The sequence below is a fragment of the Paenalcaligenes sp. Me52 genome (assembly GCF_050487965.1).
Classification (GTDB): Bacteria; Pseudomonadota; Gammaproteobacteria; order Burkholderiales; family Burkholderiaceae_B; genus Paenalcaligenes.
In genome coordinates this window covers 421,612-447,954 of the sequence record NZ_JBKQFO010000002.1, presented here as the reverse complement: position 1 = coordinate 447,954, position 26,343 = coordinate 421,612, and the positions used below count along the sequence as shown (strand labels likewise).

At 51.2% G+C, this 26,343-nt stretch carries 29 protein-coding genes; 15 read left to right on the top strand and 14 right to left on the bottom strand.

Features of this window, described 5'->3' with window-relative positions; genetic code table 11:
- Positions 1 to 9 precede the first annotated feature (9 nt).
- Entirely contained in the window at positions 10 to 828 is an 819-nt protein-coding gene (locus tag ACLO87_RS13385) for a phosphodiesterase (RefSeq protein WP_135865380.1), read from the top strand.
- Here ACLO87_RS13385 and ACLO87_RS13380 read toward each other — a convergent pair.
- Positions 825 to 1,532, bottom strand: coding sequence for a GntR family transcriptional regulator (locus tag ACLO87_RS13380; protein WP_135865382.1), 708 nt, complete (start codon positions 1,530 to 1,532; stop codon positions 825 to 827). The genes ACLO87_RS13385 and ACLO87_RS13380 overlap by 4 nt on opposite strands.
- Positions 1,533 to 1,618: 86 nt before the next feature.
- Positions 1,619 to 2,359 carry a sulfite exporter TauE/SafE family protein gene (locus ACLO87_RS13375; RefSeq protein ID WP_430224069.1) on the bottom strand — a complete coding sequence of 247 codons (741 nt, stop codon included), beginning with the start codon at positions 2,357 to 2,359 and terminating at the stop codon, positions 1,619 to 1,621.
- Between the two features lie 182 nt (positions 2,360 to 2,541).
- Here ACLO87_RS13375 and ACLO87_RS13370 point away from each other — a divergent pair, with 182 nt between their 5' ends.
- From ACLO87_RS13370 to ACLO87_RS13345, 6 genes are all read left to right on the top strand, one after another.
- On the top strand, positions 2,542 to 4,056 hold the full coding sequence (locus ACLO87_RS13370) for a hypothetical protein (protein ID WP_430223966.1): 1,515 nt from the start codon (positions 2,542 to 2,544) through the stop codon (positions 4,054 to 4,056).
- Positions 4,057 to 4,066: 10 nt separating this feature from the next.
- A complete protein-coding gene (locus tag ACLO87_RS13365; protein WP_430223965.1) occupies positions 4,067 to 5,542 on the top strand; it encodes a gamma-glutamyltransferase family protein in 1,476 nt (491 codons plus the stop codon).
- 126 nt (positions 5,543 to 5,668) lie between these two features.
- Positions 5,669 to 6,403, top strand: coding sequence for a TenA family transcriptional regulator (locus tag ACLO87_RS13360; RefSeq protein ID WP_135865202.1), 735 nt, complete (start codon positions 5,669 to 5,671; stop codon positions 6,401 to 6,403).
- Between the two features lie 64 nt (positions 6,404 to 6,467).
- A complete protein-coding gene (locus ACLO87_RS13355) occupies positions 6,468 to 7,928 on the top strand; it encodes an aldehyde dehydrogenase family protein (protein WP_430223964.1) in 1,461 nt (486 codons plus the stop codon).
- 30 nt (positions 7,929 to 7,958) lie between these two features.
- The gene (locus ACLO87_RS13350; protein WP_430223963.1) at positions 7,959 to 8,438 is read left to right on the top strand and encodes a GlcG/HbpS family heme-binding protein; all 480 of its coding nucleotides are present in this window, start codon (positions 7,959 to 7,961) and stop codon (positions 8,436 to 8,438) included.
- A 15-nt stretch (positions 8,439 to 8,453) separates the two neighbouring features.
- Positions 8,454 to 9,479, top strand: coding sequence for a 2Fe-2S iron-sulfur cluster-binding protein (locus ACLO87_RS13345; RefSeq protein WP_430223962.1), 1,026 nt, complete (start codon positions 8,454 to 8,456; stop codon positions 9,477 to 9,479).
- On the opposite strand, the gene ACLO87_RS13340 is transcribed toward ACLO87_RS13345, so the two are convergent.
- Entirely contained in the window at positions 9,476 to 9,631 is a 156-nt protein-coding gene (locus ACLO87_RS13340) for a hypothetical protein (protein ID WP_430223961.1), read from the bottom strand. The genes ACLO87_RS13345 and ACLO87_RS13340 overlap by 4 nt on opposite strands.
- Before the next feature lie 196 nt (positions 9,632 to 9,827).
- Here ACLO87_RS13340 and ACLO87_RS13335 point away from each other — a divergent pair, with 196 nt between their 5' ends.
- The 6 genes from ACLO87_RS13335 to ACLO87_RS13310 all read left to right on the top strand — a co-directional run bounded on the left by ACLO87_RS13335 (position 9,828) and on the right by ACLO87_RS13310 (position 13,556).
- A complete protein-coding gene (locus ACLO87_RS13335; RefSeq protein WP_430223960.1) occupies positions 9,828 to 10,136 on the top strand; it encodes a 2Fe-2S iron-sulfur cluster-binding protein in 309 nt (102 codons plus the stop codon).
- On the top strand, positions 10,136 to 10,441 hold the full coding sequence (locus ACLO87_RS13330) for a ferredoxin (RefSeq protein ID WP_135865211.1): 306 nt from the start codon (positions 10,136 to 10,138) through the stop codon (positions 10,439 to 10,441). The genes ACLO87_RS13335 and ACLO87_RS13330 overlap by 1 nt, the downstream gene beginning before the upstream one ends.
- 15 nt (positions 10,442 to 10,456) lie before the next feature.
- Positions 10,457 to 10,735, top strand: a complete 279-nt coding sequence (locus ACLO87_RS13325) for a 2Fe-2S iron-sulfur cluster-binding protein (protein WP_135865213.1) — start codon at positions 10,457 to 10,459, stop codon at positions 10,733 to 10,735.
- Between the two features lie 91 nt (positions 10,736 to 10,826).
- Complete coding sequence (locus ACLO87_RS13320; RefSeq protein ID WP_430223959.1) at positions 10,827 to 11,201, top strand: DUF2294 domain-containing protein; 375 nt, start codon at positions 10,827 to 10,829, stop codon at positions 11,199 to 11,201.
- Positions 11,202 to 11,402: 201 nt separating this feature from the next.
- The gene (locus ACLO87_RS13315) at positions 11,403 to 12,425 is read left to right on the top strand and encodes a Nif3-like dinuclear metal center hexameric protein (protein WP_135865215.1); all 1,023 of its coding nucleotides are present in this window, start codon (positions 11,403 to 11,405) and stop codon (positions 12,423 to 12,425) included.
- 24 nt (positions 12,426 to 12,449) lie between these two features.
- A complete protein-coding gene (locus ACLO87_RS13310) occupies positions 12,450 to 13,556 on the top strand; it encodes a hypothetical protein (protein WP_430223958.1) in 1,107 nt (368 codons plus the stop codon).
- An 87-nt stretch (positions 13,557 to 13,643) separates the two neighbouring features.
- Here ACLO87_RS13310 and trxA read toward each other — a convergent pair whose 3' ends face one another.
- Positions 13,644 to 13,964: a thioredoxin gene (gene trxA, locus ACLO87_RS13305; protein ID WP_135867131.1), complete on the bottom strand. Its 321-nt coding sequence runs from the start codon at positions 13,962 to 13,964 to the stop codon at positions 13,644 to 13,646.
- 256 nt (positions 13,965 to 14,220) lie between these two features.
- Between trxA and ACLO87_RS13300 the strand changes: the two genes are divergently transcribed.
- Positions 14,221 to 14,484, top strand: a complete 264-nt coding sequence (locus ACLO87_RS13300) for a hypothetical protein (protein WP_135866898.1) — start codon at positions 14,221 to 14,223, stop codon at positions 14,482 to 14,484.
- Positions 14,485 to 14,571: 87 nt separating this feature from the next.
- Here ACLO87_RS13300 and ACLO87_RS13295 read toward each other — a convergent pair whose 3' ends face one another.
- From ACLO87_RS13295 to aceK, 10 genes are all read right to left on the bottom strand, one after another.
- Positions 14,572 to 15,828 (bottom strand): NAD(P)/FAD-dependent oxidoreductase, encoded by a 1,257-nt coding sequence (locus ACLO87_RS13295; protein WP_430223957.1) that lies wholly within the window; start codon positions 15,826 to 15,828, stop codon positions 14,572 to 14,574.
- 10 nt (positions 15,829 to 15,838) lie between these two features.
- Entirely contained in the window at positions 15,839 to 16,720 is an 882-nt protein-coding gene (locus tag ACLO87_RS13290) for a transporter substrate-binding domain-containing protein (RefSeq protein ID WP_135866901.1), read from the bottom strand.
- Complete coding sequence (locus ACLO87_RS13285) at positions 16,704 to 18,092, bottom strand: amidase (RefSeq protein WP_430223956.1); 1,389 nt, start codon at positions 18,090 to 18,092, stop codon at positions 16,704 to 16,706. Before ACLO87_RS13285 ends, ACLO87_RS13290 begins: the two co-directional genes overlap by 17 nt.
- Complete coding sequence (locus ACLO87_RS13280; RefSeq protein ID WP_168246921.1) at positions 18,089 to 18,265, bottom strand: hypothetical protein; 177 nt, start codon at positions 18,263 to 18,265, stop codon at positions 18,089 to 18,091. Before ACLO87_RS13280 ends, ACLO87_RS13285 begins: the two co-directional genes overlap by 4 nt.
- Positions 18,258 to 19,028, bottom strand: a complete 771-nt coding sequence (locus tag ACLO87_RS13275; RefSeq protein WP_135866909.1) for an amino acid ABC transporter ATP-binding protein — start codon at positions 19,026 to 19,028, stop codon at positions 18,258 to 18,260. The genes ACLO87_RS13280 and ACLO87_RS13275 overlap by 8 nt, the downstream gene beginning before the upstream one ends.
- An 11-nt stretch (positions 19,029 to 19,039) precedes the next feature.
- Complete coding sequence (locus ACLO87_RS13270; RefSeq protein ID WP_135866911.1) at positions 19,040 to 19,702, bottom strand: amino acid ABC transporter permease; 663 nt, start codon at positions 19,700 to 19,702, stop codon at positions 19,040 to 19,042.
- A gap of 49 nt (positions 19,703 to 19,751) precedes the next feature.
- Entirely contained in the window at positions 19,752 to 20,510 is a 759-nt protein-coding gene (locus tag ACLO87_RS13265) for an SDR family NAD(P)-dependent oxidoreductase (RefSeq protein WP_430223955.1), read from the bottom strand.
- Positions 20,511 to 20,694: 184 nt separating this feature from the next.
- Complete coding sequence (locus tag ACLO87_RS13260) at positions 20,695 to 21,843, bottom strand: ABC transporter substrate-binding protein (protein WP_430223954.1); 1,149 nt, start codon at positions 21,841 to 21,843, stop codon at positions 20,695 to 20,697.
- Positions 21,844 to 22,046: 203 nt separating this feature from the next.
- A complete protein-coding gene (locus ACLO87_RS13255; protein WP_135865333.1) occupies positions 22,047 to 23,228 on the bottom strand; it encodes an acetyl-CoA C-acyltransferase in 1,182 nt (393 codons plus the stop codon).
- Between the two features lie 52 nt (positions 23,229 to 23,280).
- Complete coding sequence (gene aceK / locus ACLO87_RS13250; RefSeq protein WP_430223953.1) at positions 23,281 to 25,116, bottom strand: bifunctional isocitrate dehydrogenase kinase/phosphatase; 1,836 nt, start codon at positions 25,114 to 25,116, stop codon at positions 23,281 to 23,283.
- Between the two features lie 125 nt (positions 25,117 to 25,241).
- Between aceK and ACLO87_RS13245 the strand changes: the two genes are divergently transcribed.
- Entirely contained in the window at positions 25,242 to 26,312 is a 1,071-nt protein-coding gene (locus ACLO87_RS13245) for an MBL fold metallo-hydrolase (protein ID WP_430223952.1), read from the top strand.
- The last annotated feature ends 31 nt before the right edge of the window (positions 26,313 to 26,343 follow it).

Genomic DNA, 26,343 nt, shown 5'->3' with positions numbered 1-26,343 from the left:
GGACGTGTTATGAAAATCATCCATCTTTCTGATCTGCACATTACGCCCGCAGGAAAAAGCTTGTTTGGCGAAGATCCTACTGAACATCTTTCGCAGTGCATAGAGCATATCAATAGACATCACGCCGATGCGCAGTACTGTGTGCTGACAGGGGATCTTACTCATGCAGGCCACCCTATGGCGTATCAGCGGTTAGCCGAGTGCCTGAAAGCCTTAGCGATGCCCGTGCGCTTTTTGATGGGCAATCATGATGATCGCGCTGCCTTTGGGCAGGTGTTTACCCAGCAGCCTTCAGAAGTGGCTGGTTTTGTGCAGCATGCTGAAGTCTTAGGTGACTATGAAGCTCTGTATTTGGATACGCTACAAGACGGTTATACCGATGGGTATTTGTGTGAGCAGCGTTTGATGTGGTTAGAGCAGAAGCTAGCTACGGCTACACGGCCTATTTTGCTGTTTTCGCACCATCCTATGCCAATGCTGCAGTACCCATCCATGGATTGGCTGCGTTTAAGCAATGCCGAACAAGTCTTGCCGCTGTTAAAGCGTTGTACACAGCCGGTGCATTTGTTCTCTGGGCATGTACATCGTTGTTCGGCTGGAGTGTGGAACGGTATACCGTTCTTCACCGTAAACGGTACCAATCACCAGCACGAATTGGACTTAACTACTCCAGGGGCAGCGACCTCTACCTTTGAGCCGGCAAGTTACGCCGTGATCTTGCCACACGCAGAAGGAGTCACCGTGCATTTCCAGCCCTTTGGCTACGATGACTCCGTACGTTTTCCGTATACCGGCAGTTTAGATGCCTTGAAGTGCAGACACGCTTAAGCTTGTGAGGCGGCCTCGCTAGCCTGCATGTCTTGGTAAGCCTGTGCCGCGTTGTGTACGTGTTGCGATGCTAAGAGGTCAGCAAGGTCGCTGTTGCCGTTGATCACCGCATTTAAAATTTGCGCGTGGTCTTCCCAGTTCTGACGTATACGTTGCAGGTTGCTAGGTGCAAAAAGCAGGGCAGTGCGGTCACGTAAGGAGCGCATCAGCTCGGTCAGCACAATGTTGCCAGATAACCCAGCCAAAGTTTCGTGGAATTCGCGGTTCAACGATTGCAGCAAATCTAAGTCTTCACGCTCAACAGCGGCTTTGCCTTGGTCCAGAATCTGTTGCAGTTGTTCTATGCCTTTTTGGTTACGACGTTGCGCTGCCAACTTGGCGTTTAAGCCTTCTAGTGCAGCACGTACTTCCGCCATGTTGTAGGCAATATCTGGGGATAACACAGACACCGATGCACCACGGCGCGGCTCGATGGTGACCAAGCCTTCAGAGGCTAACTCACGCAAGGCTTCGCGCACAGGGATGCGCGATACGCCCATTTCGGTAGCAAGTTTGCCTTCTACCAATCTATCGCCAGGATGAAACTCACCACTGAGAATACGGTCGCGCAGCTGATCGCGGATGACTGCGAATAGCGAAGCGTGGTTGTCGCCAATGCGACGATTATCGGTATTTTGGGTAGTGCTTAAACTGGTTATGCTCATGGTATGACCTTGCGAATCCAACAGGGACCAAGATTGAATTATACGGTCACCGGACGATTTAACGAATATGGTATACACATGTGGCCTTAGGCCACCAGTAGGGTACGTACGATAAGTACTACAGCACTAAAGGTACACACACTGAGCAATAGCCTACGTATAACAGGCAGGCTCACTTTGTGACGCATTTTCCCGGATAGCGCGAAACCCAGCAGCATAAAGGGATACAGCACCACACTGAGTAGCGCTTGCTGCGTGGTGAATAACCCTGCTGCTATCAACAAGATCAGGGACAAACTAGCTCCCAAGAACAGAATTAATCCTAAAGAGGCGCGTAGTTGAGCAGCAACCAGATTTTGCATGGCAATGGCCAACGCCGGAGCACCTACCGAGGTAAGGGTTCCCATAATGCCCGAGGCTATGCCCGCTAAACCCATGTTGCGCGACGAGGGCAGAATGCGTAGCCCTTTGGCGCTGAGGGTGACGGCCACCAAAATCATCAGTGCAAAGCTCAGGTTAATCACGGTTATAGGCAGCTGGGTCATGGCTAATACGGCAATGAGTGAACCTATGGCGCGGCCCGCTACGGCATAGCCCACAACAGGGAACACAATATGCTGCCGTTCGCGCAGCGCTGCGAGCAAGGAAACGCTGCCACCTAATGCCAATAATGGTCCTGGGACTAGCTCTGGAAAGGTAAGCGCAGCTATGGGTGCCACCAACATGGCAAAGCCCACACCGCCTACGCCTTGCAAGAAAGCAGCCAGCACCACCAAGGCCGCCATTAACAGCCAAGACAGAGGGTCAACCAAACTCAGCAATGACATGAACACGTTTGTTTTTCCTTTTTTGTATATGGTATTCAAATTTAATATTTTAGGCTTGAATTTATCAGAGTTTTCCCCAGTATTTGGGAATTTTGTCGAATCCTAAAACAAATTGCAGATAGTATACCAATTCAAGAGGTGTGAATGATTTAAATAAAAGTATAGATAAAGGGGGATGTGGCATGCCAACTGATGTAGTGCTGAGTGCGGCACATTGGGTGTATCTGATTGGGGTATTGGTGATCATTGTCACCATGCTGTTTAGAGCCAACGTCGTGGTGCCATCGGTGATAGGCACGTTGGCAGTAGTAACCGCCATTACGGGCAGTCCTATTCAAGGGATTATCAGTATTTTCTCTGCCAGTTTTGTGGCAGCCAAAGAGCTGTTCAATATCTTTTTGGTGATCACATTCATGACCGCCTTGCTGAATTCGCTGAAGCGTTTAGAGGCTGATGTGCGCATGGTGGCACCCTTTCGTAAAGTCATGGTGAATAGCACAGCGTCATTTTTGATGATTGGTGCGGCCACGTATTTCATTTCGTTGTTCTTCTGGCCTACTCCAGCCGTGCCACTGGTTTCGGCCATTCTGTTACCTGCCGCTATCGCTGCAGGCTTACCACCGTTGGTGGGAGCGATGGTGATTGCTATTTGTGGCCAAGGGATGGCGCTGTCATCGGATTACATCATTGGCGTGGCTCCAGGAATTAGCGCCAAAGCTGCTGGTGTAGCGGCTGATGTGGGCTTGATTGCGGATAGAGCGCTGGTGCTGTCGTGGATTACCGGGGGCGTAGCATTGACCTTGGCCTTCTTGTTTATGCGTCGCTACTTTAAGCCTGCGAATACCAAGTTGTTGGACGAGTGGATGGGGCAAGCACCGGACAGCACGCTGGACGAAGTGGAATCACAAGGCACATATGACAAAGCAGAAATTGCACGAGGTACGTCAGGGTCTGAGCTGACGGCACATGACAGTTTGAACGATAAAGAAAAGCGCTATTCCCGCATCTTGGCTGTGATTACGCCATTGGCGTTTTTGGGTGTGATTGGGTTGATGTTGTTGCCTCGTTTTATCCCTAGTTTGCCCGTGCTGCGTGGTGGTGAAGCCGCCGGTTTGGTAGGCGGTGTGGCCTTTATCTTGATGACCATTGCTACCTGTATGGCCGAGGGGCCGCGCCGCACATTGGATGTGTGCCCTGATCACATGACCGACGGTTTTGTGTTTGCATTCCGTGCTATGGGCTCGGTGCTACCTATTGCAGGTTTCTTCTTCTTGGGTGCTAGCGAAGCAGCTTCTGCCATCTTAGATAGACCCTTGGATCAAACGCCTAGCCTGCTGTTTGAGCTGATTTCTGCTGGTCAACAATACATTCCTGAAAACCATTTCTTGGTGGCATTTGGGGTGCTGTTGGTAGGGGTAGTGTCGGGTATTGATGGCTCTGGTTTCTCTGGTCTGCCATTAACGGGCACATTAGCGTCAGCCCTCGCACCGGTATCGGGTCTGAGTGTGGAAACTTTGGCAGCTGTGGGGCAGATCGGTGCAATTTGGACGGGTGGTGGCACGTTAATTGCGTGGTCATCTCTGATCGCCGTGGCGGGTTTTGCACGGGTACACGTTTTAGATTTAGTGCGGGCACTGACCGTACCCGTCTTGGTGGGGATGGCGATATCCACTGCCTGCGCCGTGTTGTTCTTTTAGGTAACTGAGTATGCAAAGTAGCGATTTTTCATCCATACAAAAATCGGCTGTAGGTGGCCGGTGGGCCGTGGCGACCGGCCACCCACTGGCCGCCAAAGCGGCCCGCACGATGTTGGAACAAGGCGGTAGTGCGGTGGATGCGGCCATTGCTGCCGATGTGGTGATGGGTGTGGTAGAGCCCATGGCTACCGGCATAGGTGGTGACTTGTTGGCGATGCTTGCCAAGCCGGGAGAAGCTCCTGTGTCCTATAACGGCAGCGGTGCAGCGCCCTTGTTGCTGACTACCGAGCATGTACAGACCTTACCTAATCAGCGCATCCCAGAGCGTCACGTATTGTCTATCACTACGCCCGGTTTGGTGCGTGGTTGGTATGACGTGCATCAGCGCTATGGGCGGTTGCCGTGGAAGCTGTTGTTTGACGACGCGATTCACTTGGCGCAAGCAGGCTTTGAGGTAGCCAAAGTAGCCGCGCAGGAATGGAAGATTTTTGATTTTGTGCTGCATAAAGATCCAGTTTGCGCGGCGCTGTATAGGGCTGGTCAGCCTTATAGCGCTGGTGAGCAATTCAAAAACACCGAGTTAGCCGCCGTGTTGCAGGCTATAGCCGATGAAGGGCCAGATGCGTTCTATCTGGGCGAGGTAGCGCTACAAGCAGAGCGTGCCATGTTGGCTGTAGGTGGTTTGCTGCGAGCAGAGGATTTCAAGCGTCATCGGGGCTTTTTCTGTGAGCCAGTGAGTGTGGCATTAGATGATTACACCCTCTATGAATGTCCTCCTAATACTCACGGGATGGCGGTGTTAGAAGCGGTCAAGCAAGTGTGGGAGATGCGTGATCATAGTGCTCCCGAGGCAGAGCTTGCGCTAGTACAGGCCACAGAAAACGCTATGGCACATGCGGCGCGTGTGGTGTGCGACCCAGCAGGCAATACGGTATGCACCGTGGTGGTAGATAGCGATGGTTTGGCGGTCACACTGATGTCCAGCATCTTTAAACGCTTTGGTTCAGGGTATGCCGTACCAGGTTGTGGCTTTGTGCTGCAAAACCGAGGATTTGGTTTTTCAGCACCAGGGCATGTGAATGAACCTGGGCCTCATAAACGGCCTTATCACACGGTTGTACCCGCCATGGCGCTGCAAAACGGCCAGTTTTACATGGGTTTGGGGGTGGTAGGGGGCTTGATGCAACCTCAAGGGCAAATACAAATCTGGACCAAAGTGCTGCGCGATCGTTGTCCACTAGATGAAGCAGTGTATGCACCGCGTTGGCGCTTAGAAGCGGCAGGACGCCTTGCCGTAGAGCGAGGTTTTGATGCGCAGTGTGCTGATTTCTTACGCAACCACGGCTTTTCTGAACCAGATCCTGGCGTGGGTGAATTAGCTGGACGCAGTGATTTCGGTGGTGCTCAAGCGGTGCAACGCCAAACAGATGGCCGTTTGCAAGCTGTTTCGGATTCCAGAAAGGATGGATGCGTAGCGGTTGCATGACGCTAAACAGGCAGGGTAATTCCCTACTTTCTTAAATTGTATACCGTATACAATATGCTTAAACAGTTTAAGCTTCATGTTTTAGTCAGCTGCCGTAGGGCGATGTTTTTAAAAAGGGAAACAGTCATGGAAAAACTATTGAACCGCGACGAATTTCGCGCCGCATTGGAAACTGCCATCAAAGGCAAAAGCGCCAACAAATCTCCATTCAGCATTGCATGGGCCAGCGGCAAACTTAGCCGCGAGCACTTGGCACGTTGGGCAGAGAACCACTACCACTATGTAGGCCCATTTGCCGATTACTTGGGCTACTTGTACGCACGTACACCCGCAGAGTTTGTAGAAGCCAAAGACTTCTTGCTGGCCAACATGTACGAAGAAGAAATCGGTGGTGATCGCCACACTGATTTGCTGATTCGTTTCGGTGAGGCATGTGGCACATCCCGCGCTCGTATCGAAAACCCAGACAACATGAACGCCACTACACGTGCGTTGCAAGCGTGGTGCTACGCCATCGCAATGCGTGAAGATCCTGTCGTGGCCGTAGCCGGTTTAGTGGTGGGTTTGGAATCACAAGTGCCATCCATCTACCGCAAACAAACACCTACTTTGCGCGAGAAATACGGCTTCACCGATGAGGAAGTGGAGTTCTTCGATCTGCACATTGTGTCTGACGAAATTCACGGTGAGCGTGGCTACCAAATCGTGCTGGAACACGCCAATACAGTTGAGCTGCAACAGCGCTGTCTGCGTATTTGTGAAATCGGTGCAGAAATGCGCTTGCTGTACACCACTGCTCTGTACAACGACTACGTAAAAGACGAAATCAGTTTGCAGGAATTGGAACTGGAAGCAGCGTAAGTAGTGACACACACCGGCGGGCAGATGGGCTGCCCGCCAGTACAGCAACAAAGGAAGTAGAGCGGTGGAAAATCTTAACGATGTTGTGTTCGAGAACTATATCAACGGACAGTGGCAACCCAGTAGCAGCGGGCGTACACAGCCCAATCTAAACCCGGCTGATCAGCGCGACGTGGTTGGGCACTTTCCAGTTTCAACCGCTGAAGATGCGCAGCAAGCGGTGGCCGCTGCCCAAGCTGCTTTCGCAGCATGGCGCGCTACACCTATCTCGACGCGTGCCCGTATTTTGGACAAGGCGGCGGCTTACTTGGATGCCAATGTAGAACGCATTGCCGCAGGGCTGACGCGCGAAGAAGGCAAAACGCTTGCGCAAAGCAAAATGGAAGTGACCCGTTCAGCACAAACGTTGCGTTTTTACGCAGTGGAAGGCAAAACCTACACGGGCGAAACTTTTCCACAGGACGATGCGCAGCAACTGGTTTATACACAGCGCGAACCGCTGGGTGTGGTGTCGGTGATTGCGCCGTGGAATTTCCCCATTTCTATTCCTGCTCGCAAGATTGCTCCTGCACTGATTACCGGTAATACCGTGGTATTCAAGCCCTCATCCGATACGCCCTTAACAGGCTATTACTTGTGCGAGGCCTTTGCTCAAGCCGGTATTCCAGCAGGGGTGTTGAACTTGGTGCATGGCCGAGCAGGCGAAGTAGGCCCTGTGCTGGTGAAGTCGCCTGAAGTGCGTGCGATCTCATTTACGGGTTCTACCAAAGCGGGCGAAGACATTTGCCGACAAGCGCGCATGAGCACGCGTACGCAAATGGAATTGGGCGGCAAAAACCCGCTCATTGTGATGGAAGATGCTGATCTGGACTTGGCTGTGAAGCTGGTGATCCAAGGTGGTTTTTCATTAAGCGGTCAAGCATGTACCGGCACCAGTCGTGTGTTAGTGCAGCGAGACGTCAAAGCAGAATTCACACGTAAATTGCTAGAAAAAGTACAGGCGCTGACGGTAGGCAATGGACTGACAGCCAACCCAGACTTGGGCCCTATTGCTACGCGTGGCCAGTTAGAAAGCATTTTGGAATACGTACAAATAGGCAAACAAGAAGCTACCCATTTGTGTGGGGGGGAACGTTTGACTGAGGGTGATTTTGCTCACGGTTTCTACATGACACCAGCCATCTTTACTGACGTTACCCAAAACATGCGTATCGCTCGCGAAGAAATTTTTGGCCCAGTGATTGCCGTGCTGGAGTTCGAGAACTACGAGCAAGCTTTGGCCATGGCAAACGATACCGAATACGGCTTGTCGGCCGCCATTGTGACGCGCAGTGCGGAATACGCACACCGTTTCACCACAGACATAGAAGCTGGCACGGTCAAGATCAATCGCACTACCACTGGCAATTTAATGAATGCGCCATTTGGTGGTTTGAAGCAATCCAGTACCTCTACATTCCGCGAGTCGGGCCGAGGTGGCTTGGAGTTTTATACCCAAATCAAAACCGTGTACCGCGGTATTTGATGTTTTGTAAACCAAAGGTTGAAAAGTGATATGAAAAAAATTCTGCGTCTTGAACAGCGTGAAGCCCGTTTGATGGTGGAAGCGGCTATCGCCAAGTCTAAAGAAATTGGCGTGTTGGAAACCATTTGTGTGGTGGATGAAGGCGGTTATCCCATTGCCTTAGAGCGTATGGATGGCGCACGTATTACTGGTCCACAAATTGCGTGGAACAAAGCGTTTACTGCAGCAGGTCACAAACGTTCTACACACTTGTTCACCACAGCACCTAATGGCCCCGCCCTACCAGGCAATGAAGCTTTTGGTATTCAGCTGAGTTTTGAAGGCCGTTTCGCCGCATTCGTGGGTGGTTTCCCAGTAGTGATTAATGGCGAAGTGGCTGGCGGTATTGGGCTGAGCGGCGGTAATGGTGAGCAAGATACCGCTGCTGGTGTAGCCGCGTTGCAAGCCTTGTCCGATGCGCTGAAAGCTGAAGGGCTGGATGTGCTGGTACAGGCTGACATCAAGAAGTAAGAAGGGGGCAAGGATATGGCGCATCGTGTCAACGTACGGGAAACCGGCGAACACTTCTGGGTAGAACCCGAAGAAACCGTATTGCAAGCCGCCAAGCGGCAAGGCATACGCATACACAGTGATTGCGAGTTTGGTGGCTGTGGCACGTGCCGTATCCATGTCACTCAAGGGCAAGTGCAGTATGAAGATGATTGCTTGCCTATGAGTGTGGCCGACGAAGAACATGCTGCTGGCATGGCTGCAGCGTGTCAGGCACGGTTGGTTGGCGATATAGAAATTAGCTTAGCGAATCACCAAGATGACCTGGCTGATGCACAAGAAGTAGACGCTACCGTACTGTCGGTTGAGCGTGCGTGCAGTGGTATTTGGCGTGTGCGTTTGCAATTGCCTGAAGGTGTGGCGATGGACTACCGGCCCGGTCAATATTTGAACGTGTTGTGTGAGGATGGCCGTACTCGTAGTTTTTCTATGGCCAGTGCAAACGCGGCTAACGGCGTGGTAGAGCTGCACATACGCGAGATAGCAGGCGGTCGTTTCACCCAACAGCGTTTACCCACATTACAGGCAGGCGACACCTTACGGTTAATGCTGCCTCTGGGGCAGTTCTACTGGCGTGAAAAAGATTGGCGACCCATGGTGATGGTGGCTACTGGTACCGGTATTGCACCTATCAAAGCGATTTTGGAGTCTTTGTTGGACAACGATGATTGCCCGCCCATCAGCCTGTACTGGGGTATGCGTAACGTCGAAGATTTGTACTTGGTCGAAGAAATCGCTGCGTGGGCAGATCGGTTATTTGAGTTCCAGTTTGTGCCAGTGCTGTCCAACGCTGATGGCAACTGGACGGGTGCACGTGGATATGTGCAGCATCAGGTATGTGAAGACTTCCCTGATTTGTCCGAGCACGCCGTGTACTTGTGCGGTTCACCCGCCATGATTGATGAGGCTAAAGCCTTGTTTGGACTGCAGGGGGCAGACAGCCAGTTTGTGTATGCCGATGCGTTTAACTTCCAAGCGGATAGCCAAGCATTACCTGCTTAAGGCTGTTTGGGTTTGGAGCGAAACAGATCAGATAAACGAGGCAGATTAATCAGAGGAATATGTTGGCGCAACTGTTGGCGTTTGGCGAAATGCGGATGCAACTGCTCGCCGATGGGACGCTCTAGATAGCGCAGTTCGACGGGATTTTTCATGATGGTCTACATGTTGTTGTGCTGAATTAAGTATACCGTAATTAGGGTTTCTACTCAAATTTGGGTGTTTAGTAAATAAAAAGCAGAAATTTCATCCAATTTATAGGGTGAAAAATTATCTGGTATACCGTTTTTGGATTTCGTTGCGATCGGGCTGATAATCCGGCAGCAGATTTGGTAGTAAGCAGGAGGCCTTATGCCAACCATCACATTTCATAAAGATGATCAGGTTCATGTGGGAGAAGTGCAAGCCAACACCAATTTGGTGGTACGTGCTGGCATCAAACAATTTCCCTTTCCGCACCTGAATTATGGCTGCGGGATGGGTAAGTGCGCGAAGTGTGCGTGCAAGGTACTAGAAGGTGCAGAGCATCTGCCCGCTGCGAATTGGAAAGAGAAAAAACAATTAGGCGACAGGTTAGAGCAAGGGTGGCGTTTGACCTGCCAACTTTGGATCACTGAGGACATTACCTTAGAGCAGCCGATTACCGTGGAGAGCGAATAATGTACGTGGTACTGACCAGCAAACCGGGCGAGTATCGCACCGAGGCAGGTACTGGGGTAGAGCCAGTAGCTGCTTATGAATACCATTTTCATGGGCGTTTAAAAGCCATTTTCACCATTGCTCGTATTCAGGATGCCTCTAGAGTGCGCATCGTAGAAGAAACCGAAGGTGGCACGATTAATGATATTCCTACGCGCCAAATGGAAAAATTTCACACGCGAGAAGAGGCGTACGACGAGCTGCATGGCTTGACCCAGTTTGGCACGATTGAAGCCGAGCTGCGCGAGTGTGCGCTGACGGCATAAGAGGTAGAAACAACTATGGTTCAGATTACGTTTGCTTCCAATAACGATTTAGTGGTGTCCGCTGCCGAAAACAGCAATTTATTGCGAGTATCCATACGTGAACGGGGTGGAATTCCCTTTAAATGTGGTGGGGGAATCTGTGGTACCTGCAAGTGTCGCATTACCGAAGGCATGGATAACACTGATGAGGTGAAAGCTAAGGAACACAAGCATCTAAGCACTGAGGATTTGCAGCAAGGCTATCGCATGGCCTGCCAAACTTTTGTGCGAGGAGACGTCACCGTTACATGGTGACAGAGCGTGAAAGCACTAAGTGCTGTGCTACGTTTTTCCGTGTATAAAACGGGATTGGTACAAATACGCTGTAGCGGTAATGGAGTAGGAAATGGGGATAGCAGGCTTTTCTTCACTAGGCGAGTTCAAGCAGGCATTGACCCGGGACTACAACCGCATCAATAGCAGTATTTTTGCCTCAGGGGTGGTGACGCTAAAAATAGATGTGCAGGATGATCGTATCAACATGCTGGCTATTCATAAACGCCAGTCAGTGTTAGATACCTTAAGCCGCGAAAATGCACACATTGCTGATTTAGCAGACCTCTACCTGATTAAGGCATTCAAAAAGGAGATGAAACAGGTTTTAGTGCAGCAGTATGGGTTAGAAATAGTGGCTATATTCAAAGATTATGATGCTGTAGCCCAATTGTCTTCTACCGTGATTTTGCTGAAAAAAGAAGGTCAAACGCAGTCAGACTATTAAAGTTGGTCAGCTGAATTTAGCCTTTAGACATAAACCGACTGGTACGAAGTCTTGTTGTGCTTTGATGGCGTTGTTGCCCGCGTAATGCGTGATGGTAGCCGCTGTGGAAGTCGCCAACAATAAGTACAACTATACCGCCGGCCTCACGCTCTGGTTTTAACCAGGGTATGAGGCCGGCTTTTTATTTTGGAGACAAACACTATGACACGTGTAAGCGATTTGCTAGATGCATTGAACGTAATCACAGGCGGACGCATGGTGTCCTGTATGGACGAAGTCAAACACGGCAATCATCCCTTTGTGATCTGGAAGTCCTCGGGTATTTACGGCAAGGAGGTGTTGGAAATACCAGGTCTTATTCATGGTGACCCGCAGAAGACAATACGCAAAGTAGCGGTGTGCATGACCATGACCGAACTTAGCATTGAGCTGGCAGGGGCGACTGGAGTGGATGCGATTGTGGCGCATCACCCTATAGCGGACGCAGCCAGTTGTGGTGGTGTGACATTGCGTGATTACCTGAATTTGTACGGTATTGCGGCGTTGGAATGCCATGAGGCATTTCATGGTTTGCATCCCGGCATTGCTTATCTACACGGTCACAAAGTACAGAAAAGCAATATCAGCTATGGCGGTGTACACGGCAATGTGATGTTTGTGGGTGAACCGTTAGAAGGTATACACACCATGGGCGATATGTTGGCACGCCTGGATAGTTTCATGGGCTTGGATATGGAAGAGCAGCTATTGCTGAGCGAACGCCGTATCAAGAACAACGACAACATCCAAGAAACGAGTTTGCTGACACGCGGTGCTATACGGGTAGGGCGTCCAGATAGCCCTGTAAACCGCATTTTGCATATTTTCCCGCACACAGGTTTTAGCCCCGAGCATTTGCGTCAGGCCATTGCTGAAAACCCAGATGTAGATACCGTGTTGGCGTCTATTAGTCGCGTGTACGACGGTCATGAGTTGATCGCATGCGCCCAAGAGCTAGGGCTGAATTTTATGGTGGGCAATAGCCATGTATTGGAAATCTTAGAAAACGGATTGCCATTGGCGTATGCCTTGAGTGCGTTATTGGAGGGTGTAGAGGTGGTGATGTTCCGAGACAGGGTGACCTCCACACCCGTGCACCAAGTGGGGACAGAGCGTCTGCGCGAGTATGCACAACATGTTTCGGCCGCCCATTTAATGGGTAAGAACGTTTTGAGTTTCCACTAACTTTCCCTAAGGCTGGAGAGAGACATGAATAATAAGATTATAGAAATAGATAAAGTAACGCATACCCCATCAGGCAGCCGCAGGCCAATGGAGCGTATAGAAGGCATAGGTTTGGCGCTTTTGGGTCTGGCGATGTTGACCCTGTTTTTCTTTCCCGGAACCTTATCGGGGGCATTTGATACCGTACTGACCACAGTCAAACCAGTAGTTGTGGATGTTTTCTTGACGGGGCAAGTGGGTATAGCGGTGATCATCAGTGTGATCATTGGTAGATTGCTTGAGCGTTTAGGTTTTACCGATGCCATGATGCGGGTGTTTATGCCTGGTATGCGTTGGATTGGCATTAATCCCGCGGTGATTATTCCTAGCGTCTACAACATTTTTGGCGATATCAATGCGGCAGGTCGTATTTCTGGCCCGTTATTGCGTCAGGCGGGGGCGACCAAAGATGAGCAAAAAATTGCCGTCGCCACCATGGTGCAATCGCAGCAATCCTTCTCTACCTTTATGTTAGGGATGATGGCGCTGACCTTCGCGGGCGTAAACGTGTTTGCGGTGGTGATGATTGCCATTTTTGGCCCGCTGTTGCTGTCACCACTGATTTTGTCCAAGCTGGTATATCGCGATGTGAAATCGGTAGATTTGCTGACTGCTCCTAAATTCACGCCTGATACTGACTTTGCTCCCATGCTGTTCAAAGCCGCACGTGAGGGTGTGGAACTGCTGTTTTTGATTTTGATTCCAGCTGTGGCATTGGTGTTCTGTGTGATCGGGTTGCTGGATCACATGGGTATCTGGCAGCCGGTGAATGCGTTGTTAGAGCGTGCGATGTTGGCCTTGAATATTCACCCAGAAACAGGGGTGTTAGCCGTGTTGGTTAGCCCAACCTTGGCGATGGGTAAATTGCAGGCGATGGCTAGTGGTTTAGATCCGTCTTTGGTGGTGGGTTCTTTCATTTTGGCATCGTCTGGTTTGCCGCTTTCAGCTGTGTTTGGCCAGATTCCAGTGGTGTGGGCAGAAAGCTCGGATTTAACCGAGAAAGAAGCCATGAAGGCTGCTATTTTGGGTATTGTGATGCGTTTGCTGACCGCTACCGTATTGGCCTTGTTGCTCACGCCATTGATTAGCTAACAATGAATGCTTGAGCATTATTCACATCCAACGCACAACAGCCTAGCTACTGCAGCTAGGCTGTTGTGCATAGATTGCCGCAAACGCTTAGGCGGCGTGGCGCTGTATCAGTTGCTGCAGTTGCGTTTGGCTTGCAGCACCAATCATCTTATCGACGACCTGCCCATCTTTAAACAGCAGCACAGTGGGGATACTTTGCACGCGGAACTGGCTCGCCAATTCGGGCACGGCATCAATATCCACTTCTGCGAAGTGTGCTTGCTCGTGTAGTGCCGCTGCCGCTTGTTGATAAATGGGCGCCATCATGCGACAAGGGCCGCACCACTCAGCCCAAAAACGTACGGCATGCAAACCGGGCGTTTGGTTAATGAGTTGATCGAAATTGTTGGTGTTTAAGTCTTGAACCATGATGGCCTACCTTACTCAAAAAGAATGAAGTTCGGACGTTGGCATTGCCGTGTCAGCAGAAGGATCTGCCTTTGCTATCATTCAATAAATTAATTGAATGATAGTGAAAAGTATAATCTAGGTCAATTCAAGTAGGCATTGAGGTGTTCTATACGGCAATCTGTCGCATAATAGCTTTTGTACTAGGCGTAGCAGAATTTACCCATTTGCGAAGTGCTTGCAGGGCAGGCATGGCATAACAACTAGGAGCAGAATTATGATGTTCAGACGTGACCCTTTTCATATTCTAGAAGCGTATATTCAGTCTGTTGGGGATATGCAGCAAAACTATGCTCAGCTGAAAACTGCACTGCAAAACATCAACAACATCATTGATTTTGCCGAGCACAAAGTGGGTGCTGCCCTCGAAGCTGAACAGGCAGAGCAGATCAGTGAAGTAGGTTTGCAGTGGTTGGAAGGTGTACGTCAGGGCGGCAACATGGACACGCTGCGCGACCAAGCCAAACAAGCGCTGGATTAACCAGACTACACACGGCTACACCAAGAGAAACGCCCCTGACGGGGCGTTTTTTTATGGCATAACGAGCAAAGCGGTATCTACATCCGGTTAAAAACGATCTACCCTAAACGGATGTATATCCACAGGTAAATGCTCTCGGCAAATCAACCGTGCAATCAGTTCGCCGGTAATAGGGCCTGTGGAAAAACCAATGTGCCCGTGTCCGAATGCGCACAGCACTTGTTGATGACGTGGAGCAAAGCCTAATACCGGCAAGCTGTCGGGGGTAGACGGCCTATTGCCAGACCAAAGCTGTGAGGTATCCATAGTGGGGGCTAGCCCCAAGGCTTCACGGGCAGCAGGGTAGAGCCGCTCAAGTTGAATGGGATTGGCACGACTTTGTGGGTGTGCCAGTTCAACGCCGCTCAGTAAGCGCAATCGATCTTGCATAGGGGCAGCCACGTAGCCTGCCGCCACATCGTACACCGCACGCCGTAAGGCTGGGCCTTCGGGTATAGGTAGGCTAACGTGATAGCCACGTTCCGCCACCAGCGGAATACGGTAGCCCAGTTGTTGGCACAAATGCGCACTTAATGCACCTGCTGCAAGCACCACGGTTTGACTCTTGTAATGCTGCTGTTTACCGTACAGCTGCACGTAGCCTTCGGCAGTATGCAACTGTTGTATTTGATCGTTCACCCATCGGCCACCTTGTTGCTGGAATAGCTGCTGGTAGGCAAAGAGCAACTCACCAGGTGTGGCAACCGTAGCGGTTTCCGTTAGCCAAATAGCCCGATGAAACGGGTGTTGAATAGCAGGTTCTAGTTCGCGTAAGGCTTGCGTATCCAGCACGTCGAATTTCACGCCATGGCGTTCAAGCAGCAGGCGATCGGCCGCGCTACCGGCAAAGCCTTCTGCACTTCTATATAAGCGTAGCCAACCTTCTTGGCGTATGAGGTGCTCGCTGCTGGTACGTTGCGCCCACTTTTGATGGTAGCTCAGTGCTGTGGCAGTAAAAGGGGCGAGTGCGGCTACGGCTTGTTCGCGTCGCGTCGTGCTGGCGTTCGCCATAAAGCGCAGCAGCCATGGCGCCAGAAAAGGTAGGTCGCCATAGCGTATGCGTAAGCCGTTATCACGGTTCAGCGCATAGCGTGACAAATGCTTCCAGATACCCGCACTGGCCATGGGAAAGATAGAACCATTGCTGATGACGCCGGCATTGCCAAAACTGGCTTTGTCGCGTTCGTCGCCCGCATCAATAATGGTGACAGATAGCCCACGTTCTTGCAGAGCCAAGCCGCAGGCAGTGCCAACCATGCCGCCACCAATAATAGTGACGGCAGGAGAAGATGAGTAGGGATCCATAGCGAGTGGCTTAGAACACGACGTCCGAAGGAATATCGCTAGGCTCAATGCCCGCTAACTTCAAGCTGTCTAGAATCCAGCCACTGATTTGGCCCAGATCACGGTTGTAATCCACCCAAACGTTTAAGAAGTCACGCCAGTCGGTATTGGTCTCTTTGGCAAAGGCCAAGTTAGAGGTCAACCCTACGATGGGGTCAGTTAGCATAGAGAACTTGCCGATGCTGGGGTTCTTTTTCACGGCGGTTAGACCCAGCAGCACAGCGAACACAGCGCAGTCTACTTTCTTGCTTTGCAGCGCCAACATCACTTCATCGCGTGTAGCAAAGGCGGTAATTTGGGCTTGCGGCGCATAGCGGCGCGCTGCCATTTCTTGTGTGGAACCCAAGTCTACGGCGATGCGCACTTCTGGTTTGTTGAGGTCTGCCCATGTACTGGCTTGAACGCTTTCCTGCGCCACAATACCGTAGGGGTGCAGATACGTGGGATGAGAAAAACCAATGGATAACGCGCGCTGTGGGGTGGGGGTGAGCGCCATCGCCAAGTCCACTTTGCCAGTTTGCAGCTGTATCACCGAGTTGCCGTAGGTGGAATCCACATATTCCAGTTCCACATCCAGAATCTTGGCGATGTCCTTAGCCATTTCTACCGATGCACCCGACCATTCTTTGGTAAAGGGGTCACGGGTGAAGTACGGAGGCTCACCTACCAGCGCTGCAATGCGTAGTTTCTTGGTGCGACGTATACGTTCCAGTGTGGACTCGGTGTCTGAGGGCGCGGACTGAGCACTTGCACTGGCAATAGGCAAGCTCAGGCCTAGAGCGGAAGCAGCGGCCAGCTTAGCAAGTTGGCGACGGGACATCTGATGGGGAGCATCGTTATTGTAGTGGTCCATGGTTGTCTCCTAGAGGACTGGTTACAGCGTGGTGTTGATCCCGTTGATGGGCAAAATCAAGAATGGTTTCTATGCGTTGAGCAATGTGTAGCAAAGCATGGTCTTGGTGGTGCTTACCCAGCAGTTGTATGCCCATAGGTAACCCTTCTTCGCTGATTGCGCTAGGCAAAGCGATGGCAGGTTGTCCGCTTAAGTTGGCAATGGCATTGAGGTTGGGTTGGGTAAGAAAGTAGAAGGTGTCTACTTGATTCAACGGACCTGCTACCGCCGTGGCTCCTGGCAGTAGCAAAGCATCTACCGCTTGTAGGCTATGCGCCAAAGCTTGGGTCAGTCGTAGCTTGTCTTGTGTAGCTTGCAGATAGGCGCTGGCAGGGATGTTTTCCCCTACTAAAACGCGACCTCTGAAAATTTGGCCGTATGTGTCAAAGTGTTGGCGTACTTTAGGGCCAAATACGTAAGCCACTTCAGCCATCATTAAGAGTGCGCTACTGGTGTGCAGTGCTTCTAAATTAGGAAGGGACATCGGTACTATCTCTACACCGGCATTTTGCAACTGTTGTTGTACCCCTTCCATCATGCTGTGTACTTCGGGCTGTAGTAAGGCTTTCAGCCCCCAGTGACTGGTAGGAATCCCTAACCGGATGGGGCGATTGGGCGCAGCAGAATGTACCGCCTGTGGGCACAATGCTGTGAAAATCCGTTCGCAGTCTTCCACGCTATGGGCTAGAGGCCCCGCATGGTCCAGACTCACGCTGAGCATACGTACACCGTCTAAGGGCACCGCACCATAGGTGGGTTTTAGCCCCACTAGGCCGCAGTTTGTACTGGGTGATCGTATAGAGCCTGCCGTGTCTGTACCAATAGAGGCCATACAGAGCTCAGCCGCTACGGTGGTGCCAGAACCGCTAGATGATCCACCCGGAAAGTAACCAGCTTTCCACGGGTTGGTAGCAGGGGGAACAGGCAGGTCAAAGGAGGGGCCACCAAACGCAAACTCATGGCAGTTGGCTTTGCCTAGAATGATGGCACCAGCAGCACGTAATCGTGCCACTGCCGCCGCATCTTGTGTGGCTGCAGGTTGGTGTTGCTGTGAGAATGAACCACCACTGGTTTTCATCCCCGCTACATCCATGTTGTCTTTGATGGATAGGCCTACGCCAAAGAGCGGGGGTAAAGCGTTAGGGTGGGTTTCCAGCTGTTGTTGCTGTAGTGCTGCGTGTTTTAAAGCGCTGTCCGCATGCCAACTGATGTAGGCATGCAAGTGCGGTTGTTGCTCAGCAATGCGATCCAACTGTGTCTGCACCACATCGGTGATACGTAATTGGCCACTGCGGTAGGCGCTCTGTAAGGCGGCAATATGACGAGGAATCATGATGCAGACTCCAGCACCGATTGCACAGCAATAGGGTCCGTAGGCGTGTGTGTTTGATGCGCAATCAGTTGGGCGATCAGTTGCAGCCCGCGCTGGAACTCCTGCTTTTCCTCGGCGCTAGCGGCATCCGGTAAGGTAGTCGCAAGCACAGTTTGTAAAGGCGTTTCAGGCATGAGCACCTCGCTGGCTAGCATGGTGAAAGTGACTAAGAAACGCTTGGGTAGCAGGTTGCTGTGGGCTGTCTATCAGTTGTTTTGCTGGCCCTTCCTCTACCACTACACCGTCTTTCATGAACAGCACTCTATCGGCCATTTCACGGGCAAATTCTATTTCGTGAGTGACGATCACCATGGTCATGCCTTCTTGAGCCAAGGTGCGCATCACGTTGAGCACTTCGCCTACCAACTCGGGGTCTAGTGCCGAGGTGGCTTCGTCAAATAGCATCACACTAGGTTGCATTGCCAAGGCACGAGCAATGGCAACACGCTGTTTTTCACCACCCGATAAACGGTTAGGAAAGAACTCAGCCTTGTGTAGTAGTCCCACTTTTTCTAGTAAGGTTTTGGCTTGCTCGGTTGCTTGGGCGCGACTGTGTTTGCGCACGGTAATGGGGCCTTCCATCACGTTTTGCAGCACGTTCATGTGTGGGAACAGGTTGAAGTGCTGAAACACCATGCCAGTAGACGTGCGAAAACATGCCTGTTCAGCATCACTGGGTTGGCGCTTTTTTTGGCCGAAGTCAAAATGTATGTCGCCTACTTGTACCGTGCCACCATCGGGCTGTACCAGTAGGTTTAAACAGCGTAACAAGGTAGATTTCCCGGACCCTGATGGGCCTATCAGGGCCAACACGGCTCCTTTAGGCACATCTAAGGAAATATCTTTAAGCACCACGTTGTCGCCATAAGCTTTGCGTAGATTTCGTACATGAATCATGGTCGTGCTCCCTAGTTGCTGCGAGCCAAACGGTTTTCAATGTGCTGCACCAGCAAGGTGGCTGGGAACAGTACAACGAAATACGCCAAGGCCACCACGGTATAGACCTCTAGTGGGCGGTAGGTTTCGTGTGCAATGAGCTGACCTTGATACACCAAGTCAGGTACAGCTAGCACCGACACTAACGAGGTGTTTTTCAACTGCAAAATAGACTGGTTCATCAACGGTGGGATCATGCGTTTGAATGCTTGCGGCAAGATCACACGACGTAGGGCTTGCCACTTTCGCATGCCTAGTGCTTTAGCTGCTTCGACTTGCCCGGGGTCAATAGACACAATCCCAGCACGGATGATTTCTGAGTAGAACGCTGCGCCATACAACGACAGGGCGAGTAGCGCCGCCGTAGGGGCTGACAGATTAATATCAATCAGTACCGGTAGGGCATAGTAGAACCAGATCAAAATGACCAGAAACGGGGTACATCGGAATAGTTCTACGGCTCCGCGTAGCGGGATGCCCAGTGCACGGGGGCTGCTGATGCGACCCAGTGCGACAAACAAACCCAGCACTAGCCCGAAGGCAATGCTGAGCACGGTATAAAACAAGGTGTATTCCAAACCTGCCAGCAGGATTTCCTTGTAGCGCCAGACCTGGCTGAAGTCCCATTGATACATAGGCCTATAGCTCCGTATTACGGCAAACAGAACGGAAAAAAACGGGCGATTACCCTAGACGTAAACCGCCATCTATAGAAAGTTTCTGACCGGTCACATAGCGGGCGTGCGAACTCAGTAAATAGGCTACTGCGCCAGCTACGTCATCAGGTTGGCCAAAACGTCCTAGAGGGGGCATGGGCAAGCGATTTTGCCAGTCCACATGTGGATAACGTTGGCTGTCTTTGAGGGTATAGCCAGGTAATACACAGTTGACAGTCACGCCCGTGGCGGCCAGTTCTGCGGCAAGGCTCATGGCCAAGGCTTCAGCAGTGGCTTTGGCGGCAGCGGTGAGGGGGTAGAGTTCGCCAGGTTTGAAGCGGTGCGCCACAAAGGAACTAGTGAGTACGATGCTGCCACAGGAGGATTTTTCTAAATAGGGTCTAGCAGTTTGTACCAGTTCAAGAAATGCACCGGCCATGCTTTGTACGGCCTCAGCTAAGTCTAAGGACGACGCTTCTTGCAGGTTTTTCTTGCTGGCATGCCCCGCGTTACTGACCACTTGATCTACGGTGCCGAAGGTTTGTACACAGGCTTCTACTATACGTTTAGCCTGTTGGGGTTCGTTTAGGTCAGCGAAGTAGCATTCCGCTTTAGCGCCCAAGGCGCGTACGCTGTCTAGCACTTGCTGCATGGCTTGCTTGCTGCTGTCATCAGCGCCACGCGAATGCAGGAGAAGGGAGGTGTGTTCAGAGGCGAGTGTGCGTGCGATAGCCGCACCAATACCTGAACCAGCACCCGTAATGAGGATGACTCTATGTTGTTCCATGTTGCTCCACCGTTGTTATACCTGTATTCAGGTTTTCTTATATCTATGTCGATAAGAATTTTATTAAGGGCAGCATAGCATGGAGCCTATGCTTGCAGAAGCGGTGGTGCGTAAATAAATGCTTCGGATTATGGACGTAAAAAAGCCGGGAATCTGGTGGATTTCCCGGCTAATTATTAGGCGTTTATTTCAGTAATCGCCATTGACCATCTTTCACGATGATCATCTCACGACCACGCTCATCAAAGCCGCTGTGATCCTCAGGAGTCATGTTGTACACACCTTGTGTGGCCACAAGCTCAGTGGTTTGTTCCAGTGCATCACGCAACGCAGCGCGGAATTCAGGCGTACCAGGTTGTGCTGTTTGTGCCGCAACAGGAATCGCTTTTTCTAGCAACAAACCAGCATCAAATACGTTCGCGCCAAACGTAGCTGGGGCTTCACCATATTTGGCGGTGTAACGATCAATGTAGTCTTGAGCAATCGCTTTGGATGGGTTGCTGTCGTCGATTTCAGGTAGCACCAACATCAAGCTAGCAGCCAGTACAGTACCTTCTACTTCAGCGCCGCCTAGCGACAAGAATGCAGGCAGTGCCGCACCGTGAGTTTGGTAGAACTGGCCTTCGTAGCCCAGTTTTGCCAAGGTTACTTGTGGCAGCACAGCGGCAGCGCCAGTACCTGCGATCAGTACTGCATCAGGCTTAGCAGAGAACACTTTCAGTGCTTGGCCTGTCACCGAGTTGTCTGAACGTACATAGCGTTCAGTAGCGACAATCTCAATGCCGTTTTCAGCGGCCAGTTGGTTAAATACGTTCAACCAGCTTTCGCCGTAGGCATCGTTAAAGCCAATGAAACCCGCTGTTTTAACACCGTTGTCCACCATGTGTTTCACCAAAGCGGAGCCAATGATGTCATCGTTCTGTGTGGTTTTGAAAATCCACTTTTTCTCTGGCGTCATGGGCAAGATCACGGCGGCAGCACCCACGGGCGATAAAATCGGCGTACCGGATTCTGCGGCAAAAGGGATCAAGCTAATCGCATGCGGAGAGCCAGTAGGCCCAATCAACGCATCGATTTGGTGCTCAGAGATCAGCTTACGGAAAGCAGTCACTGTTTGGTTGGTGACGCTAGCATCGTCCAACGCAATGTATTCGATATCCAGATCGCCAGCTTTCTTAGGTAGCAGAGGAACCGTATTGTTTTGCGGAATGCCAACCATGGCAGTAGAGCCGGTGGAGGAAGTAATGACCCCTACCTTGACTTGGGCAGAGGCGATGGGTGATTGCAGAGCAAAAGCAGTAGCCAGAGTCACCAGCAAGGTACGCAGTAGCATGAGTTCCTCGTAGAGAAAGCAGGATAAGGATGGGCGCAGGAAATATGATTTCCCACTTCAAGCTAACGATTTTAACGCATAACCTGCATTGCTTTGTTCTTTAGCGCTAAAACGAAAAAACCTCTGGCAAAACACCAGAGGTTTTCAGCTATCTACGCCAGCGTTTTTACACTGGCGTGTAGGTAACACAGCAGGGCTGTGAATTACAGCATTTCTACTGCGATAGCGACGGCTTCACCGCCACCAATACACAGAGAGGCAATACCGCGTTTCAGGCCTTTGTGTTTCAACGCACCTACCAGTGTGGCGATCAAACGCGCACCGGATGCACCAATAGGGTGACCCAATGCAGTCGCGCCACCGTGAACGTTCACTTTGTCGTGAGGGATGTTCAGCTCTTTCATGGCAGCCATGGTGACTACGGCGAAGGCTTCGTTGATTTCGAACAGGTCTACGTCTTCAACTTTCCAGCCGGTTTTCTTCAGCAGTTTTTCAATCGCGCCTACAGGAGCTGTAGTGAACCACTCAGGCTCATGAGCAAACTGTGTGTGGCCTACGATTTTTGCCAAAGGTTTTACACCCAGCTCGCCAGCTGTGGAGGAACGCATCAACACCATTGCGGCGGCACCATCCGAAATGGAGGATGAAGTAGCAGCAGTGATGGAACCGTCTTTTTTGAAAGCAGGACGCAGGGTTGGGATTTTTTCAGGCATAGCACGTTGAGGTGCTTCGTCTGTATCAACAACGGTGTCGCCTTTGCGGCCTTCTATAGTGACTGGAGTGATCTCAAAGGCAAAGCTGCCATCTTTGCTGGCTTCTGTTGCACGACGCAGAGATTCCAGTGTGAACGCATCTTGTTCTTCACGGGTGAACTGGTATTTGTCTACGCAGCTTTCCGCAAAAAGACCCATCGCTGTACCTTTTTGGTACGCGTCTTCTAGGCCGTCCAATGCCATGTGGTCATACACGGTGGAGTGACCGTAGCGGTAGCCTTGACGACCACGCAGCAACAGGTAAGGAGCATTGCTCATGCTTTCTTGACCGCCAGCAACGACGACGTCAGCACTGCCACCTACCAGCATATCGTGGCCAAACATGGCAGCACGCATACCGGAACCACACACTTTGTGTACAGTGGTCGCACCTACGCTTTTCGGCAGACCAGCACCAATAGCGGCTTGGCGTGCAGGAGCTTGGCCTTGGCCAGCTTGCAGTACGTTACCCATGATCACTTCGTCGATCAGGGCAGAATCAATACCAGCGCGCTCTACAGCGGCTTTAATGGCAACCGCACCCAGTTCGTGAGCGGCTAGGGAAGAAAGACTACCCATCATGGCACCCATAGGGGTACGGGCAATCGAAGCAATCACAACAGGATCTGACATGGCAAGAGCTCCTCGGGTTGTTGTAGTCAGGTTGATGTCACACCATTATCCATTAAATTGCTGCACTGCGGCAATTATCTAATCGCTTAGTAAGGGGATAGGGATAAATATTCTCTAATCTGCCCTGTGCGACACGCTCTCGGCACTGAGTCCACCATTGCGCATCCAGCAATTCTGCATGGTACTTTTTGAAGGCTTCCTTGATACGTGGGTCACCCAGCAAAAAGTATTCAAACTCTTCGGGAAATACGTCGTTTTTACCAATGGGATACCACGGTTCGCCAGACATTTCTGCCTCTTCGTTGGGCGCAGCTGGAATGGTGCGAAACTGCATCTCGGTCATACGCTGAATTTCATCGTAGTCATAGAAAACTAGGCGTCCCAAGCGGGTAAGGCCAAAGTTTTTGTACAGCATATCGCCAGGGAAGATATTGTTTGCGGCCAGTTCGCGTATGGCGTCACCGTATTGTTTGATTGCACCTTCAATAGCGTTTTCACTGGCACGGGCCAAGAACAAATTCAGTGGCAACATACGGCGCTCAATGTACACATGGCGCAAAACCAGTGAGCCGTCGCTTTCTTCTATTTGTGACGGTACTTCACGGCGCAGTTCTTCCAGTAACTCAGGGTCAAAGCGGTCTAACGGTAGGGCGACTTGGGAGTATTCCCAGGTATCAGCCATGCGCCCTGCACGGTCATGTTTTTTCACCAGTTGATAGCGCTCTTTGACGGTGGCGTGATCCATCCCACTTTTGCGTATGCGGTCGCGTATCAGCTTGAAGACGTATGGGTACGACGGCAAGGTGAACACACACATCACCATCCCTTTAATACCAGGCGATAAGGTGAATTGGTCTCTAGAATGCGCTAAATGGTAGAGAAAATCGCGGTAAAACAGCGTTTTCCCTTGTTTTTGCAAACCGATGGCGTTGTAGAACTCGGCCTTGGATTTGCGGGGCAGCAAGGTCACCAAGAAATTCACATAGGCGGAGGGGGTTTCCATATCCACCAAAAAATAGGCACGAGTAAAGCTGAACAGCGTACTGATGTCGTCACTGGTGTCTAACAAGGCATCCAACGAAATGGTGCCTGCGGGTGTGTGCGTCAGCGCAATTGCAAAGGGGTGAATGTTACCGTGGTTAATAAAGCGCCCCACGATATATGCACCTTTGTTACGGAAGAATAACGAGTTCAGAACTTGGAATTGGCAGTCAGGGCCTAGGCGGTGACCGGGATCATCAGGCAAGCGTTGGCGTAGCGTATGCACAATGCGGCGCGCCAAGATACGTACTTCGGCAGGTAGGTCCGCGAAAGGGGCGGCCAAGCCGAAGTCCTGAATCATGGTTTTCAGGGTAGGCACCAAGCCCTGTTCTAACGGGTAATAGGCACGGTACGACGGGCGGCTACCATCCAGATATTCGGTAGCGATGGCGGGGCGTACAAAGAGAAAATCATTATTGAAATAGTTGCGATGCAGTACGCGGCACGACACCGAGTTAAAAAACGTTTCTGCACATTCTGGCTGATGGTGACGTCGTAACAGCCCTACAAACTCCCGTTTTACCTGATGCCAAAATTGGTGCTGGGGTTCATCCAAGTGGGTAAGTTGGCTATGCTCATCTGGTGTGGTGCGGTTTCCTTTAAGCGCTGAGCTAAGGATGGTGGCGCATTCGCGTACGCGTATATCGTAATATTCGATACGCTCACGAGACAGATGTTGTATGGCATGCCACGCGGCAGACTCGAACAGCACTTTGGCACGCTGCGCACTGTAACGAAACAGCGCATAGTGGCGGTTAAAGCCATTCAGAATGGTCTGGGCAATATCCAGTGGAGAAGGGCCTTTAGGTGCAACTGGGGTGATGCTGGGACTATCTGACTCAAACATGGCTGCGTGTTACCAAGGTGAAAAGTTCCAGAAAGTGCGCTTCAGCAAACAAAGATTGGCTGAGGCAAGGGGCTGTCCTATTATGCCTGTTGCAAAGCACGAACGTAATGATTGGAGAAGACAGAATGCAAGATACCCAAGAAGCAGTGACCTATCCGTTTGGTGACACACTGCCTGAGCCTAGTCAGATCATGGAAGTTGCCCCTGGCGTTTTTTGGGCGAGATTACCGTTACCATTTGCCTTAAATCACATCAACGTGTGGTTGTTGCGTGATGAGTTTGAAGGGCAGCAAGGGTGGATGATTGTGGATTGCGGCGTGAATAAAGACGTGATTCGCGAGCAATGGGAACAGTTGTTTGCCACACAATTGCAGGGCTTGCCGGTATTGCGCGTGTTAGTCACGCACATGCACCCTGATCACGTGGGTTTGGCAGGTTGGTTGTGTGAGCGCTGGAAAGCGCCGTTGTACATGAGCATGACCGATTACACGGTTGCCTGTTTGTGGTCGCAGCGTCGTCACGATGCCAAAGCGGCTCAGCAAAGTGGTGAGAACGCGGCGGCGCACTTTGGACGTAACGGTTTGAGCGACCCTGAGTCCCAACAAAAAATCAAAGAACGCGCAGGTTATTACCCTGGGTTGGTATCCGATATGCCCAGCAGTTTCCACCGTTTGATGGCGGGCCACAGTATTACGATTGGTGCTAACCAATGGAAAATCATTGTGGGCTACGGCCATGCACCAGAGCACGTATCGCTATACAGCCCAGCATTGAATGTGCTGATTTCTGGCGACATGATGCTGCCACGTATTTCTACCAACGTCAGTGTGTTTGACCATGAGCCTGACGCAAATCCACTGCCTTGCTTTTTGACCTCTCTGGATGAATACCGCGTCTTACCCGAAGACGTGTTGATTTTGCCGTCGCATGGCAAAGTATTTAGAGGGTTGCATGGCCGCATAGATGACTTGCAACAGCACCATAAAGACCGTTTGGTTGATACTTTAGAGGCCTGTGGTAGTGCTGGCCTGAATGCAGCAGGTTTGGTGCCGGTGTTATTTAAGCGCGAGCTGGATCTGCATCAACTCACCTTTGCGATGGGTGAGGCTTTAGCCCATTTGCATGCGCTGTGGTACGAGGGCAAGTTGCGCCGCGAAAAACGCGCAGATGGCATCTATTATTTCGTGTGTAGCTAATGACATCATGGCTGTACCGCCTCTGCAGACT

Bases quoted from the DNA above. Each gene is read 5' to 3' on its own strand.
- ACLO87_RS13385 (WP_135865380.1), top strand. From the start codon at position 10: ATGAAAATCATCCATCTTTCTGATCTGCACATTACGCCCGCAGGAAAA.
- ACLO87_RS13380 (WP_135865382.1), bottom strand. From the start codon at position 1,532: ATGAGCATAACCAGTTTAAGCACTACCCAAAATACCGATAATCGTCGC.
- ACLO87_RS13375 (WP_430224069.1), bottom strand. From the start codon at position 2,359: ATGTCATTGCTGAGTTTGGTTGACCCTCTGTCTTGGCTGTTAATGGCG.
- ACLO87_RS13370 (WP_430223966.1), top strand. From the start codon at position 2,542: ATGCCAACTGATGTAGTGCTGAGTGCGGCACATTGGGTGTATCTGATT.
- ACLO87_RS13365 (WP_430223965.1), top strand. From the start codon at position 4,067: ATGCAAAGTAGCGATTTTTCATCCATACAAAAATCGGCTGTAGGTGGC.
- ACLO87_RS13360 (WP_135865202.1), top strand. From the start codon at position 5,669: ATGGAAAAACTATTGAACCGCGACGAATTTCGCGCCGCATTGGAAACT.
- ACLO87_RS13350 (WP_430223963.1), top strand. From the start codon at position 7,959: ATGAAAAAAATTCTGCGTCTTGAACAGCGTGAAGCCCGTTTGATGGTG.
- ACLO87_RS13345 (WP_430223962.1), top strand. From the start codon at position 8,454: ATGGCGCATCGTGTCAACGTACGGGAAACCGGCGAACACTTCTGGGTA.
- ACLO87_RS13340 (WP_430223961.1), bottom strand. From the start codon at position 9,631: ATGAAAAATCCCGTCGAACTGCGCTATCTAGAGCGTCCCATCGGCGAG.
- ACLO87_RS13335 (WP_430223960.1), top strand. From the start codon at position 9,828: ATGCCAACCATCACATTTCATAAAGATGATCAGGTTCATGTGGGAGAA.
- ACLO87_RS13330 (WP_135865211.1), top strand. From the start codon at position 10,136: ATGTACGTGGTACTGACCAGCAAACCGGGCGAGTATCGCACCGAGGCA.
- ACLO87_RS13325 (WP_135865213.1), top strand. From the start codon at position 10,457: ATGGTTCAGATTACGTTTGCTTCCAATAACGATTTAGTGGTGTCCGCT.
- ACLO87_RS13320 (WP_430223959.1), top strand. From the start codon at position 10,827: ATGGGGATAGCAGGCTTTTCTTCACTAGGCGAGTTCAAGCAGGCATTG.
- ACLO87_RS13315 (WP_135865215.1), top strand. From the start codon at position 11,403: ATGACACGTGTAAGCGATTTGCTAGATGCATTGAACGTAATCACAGGC.
- ACLO87_RS13310 (WP_430223958.1), top strand. From the start codon at position 12,450: ATGAATAATAAGATTATAGAAATAGATAAAGTAACGCATACCCCATCA.
- trxA (WP_135867131.1), bottom strand. From the start codon at position 13,964: ATGGTTCAAGACTTAAACACCAACAATTTCGATCAACTCATTAACCAA.
- ACLO87_RS13300 (WP_135866898.1), top strand. From the start codon at position 14,221: ATGATGTTCAGACGTGACCCTTTTCATATTCTAGAAGCGTATATTCAG.
- ACLO87_RS13295 (WP_430223957.1), bottom strand. From the start codon at position 15,828: ATGGATCCCTACTCATCTTCTCCTGCCGTCACTATTATTGGTGGCGGC.
- ACLO87_RS13290 (WP_135866901.1), bottom strand. From the start codon at position 16,720: ATGGACCACTACAATAACGATGCTCCCCATCAGATGTCCCGTCGCCAA.
- ACLO87_RS13285 (WP_430223956.1), bottom strand. From the start codon at position 18,092: ATGATTCCTCGTCATATTGCCGCCTTACAGAGCGCCTACCGCAGTGGC.
- ACLO87_RS13280 (WP_168246921.1), bottom strand. From the start codon at position 18,265: ATGCCTGAAACGCCTTTACAAACTGTGCTTGCGACTACCTTACCGGAT.
- ACLO87_RS13275 (WP_135866909.1), bottom strand. From the start codon at position 19,028: ATGATTCATGTACGAAATCTACGCAAAGCTTATGGCGACAACGTGGTG.
- ACLO87_RS13270 (WP_135866911.1), bottom strand. From the start codon at position 19,702: ATGTATCAATGGGACTTCAGCCAGGTCTGGCGCTACAAGGAAATCCTG.
- ACLO87_RS13265 (WP_430223955.1), bottom strand. From the start codon at position 20,510: ATGGAACAACATAGAGTCATCCTCATTACGGGTGCTGGTTCAGGTATT.
- ACLO87_RS13260 (WP_430223954.1), bottom strand. From the start codon at position 21,843: ATGCTACTGCGTACCTTGCTGGTGACTCTGGCTACTGCTTTTGCTCTG.
- ACLO87_RS13255 (WP_135865333.1), bottom strand. From the start codon at position 23,228: ATGTCAGATCCTGTTGTGATTGCTTCGATTGCCCGTACCCCTATGGGT.
- aceK (WP_430223953.1), bottom strand. From the start codon at position 25,116: ATGTTTGAGTCAGATAGTCCCAGCATCACCCCAGTTGCACCTAAAGGC.
- ACLO87_RS13245 (WP_430223952.1), top strand. From the start codon at position 25,242: ATGCAAGATACCCAAGAAGCAGTGACCTATCCGTTTGGTGACACACTG.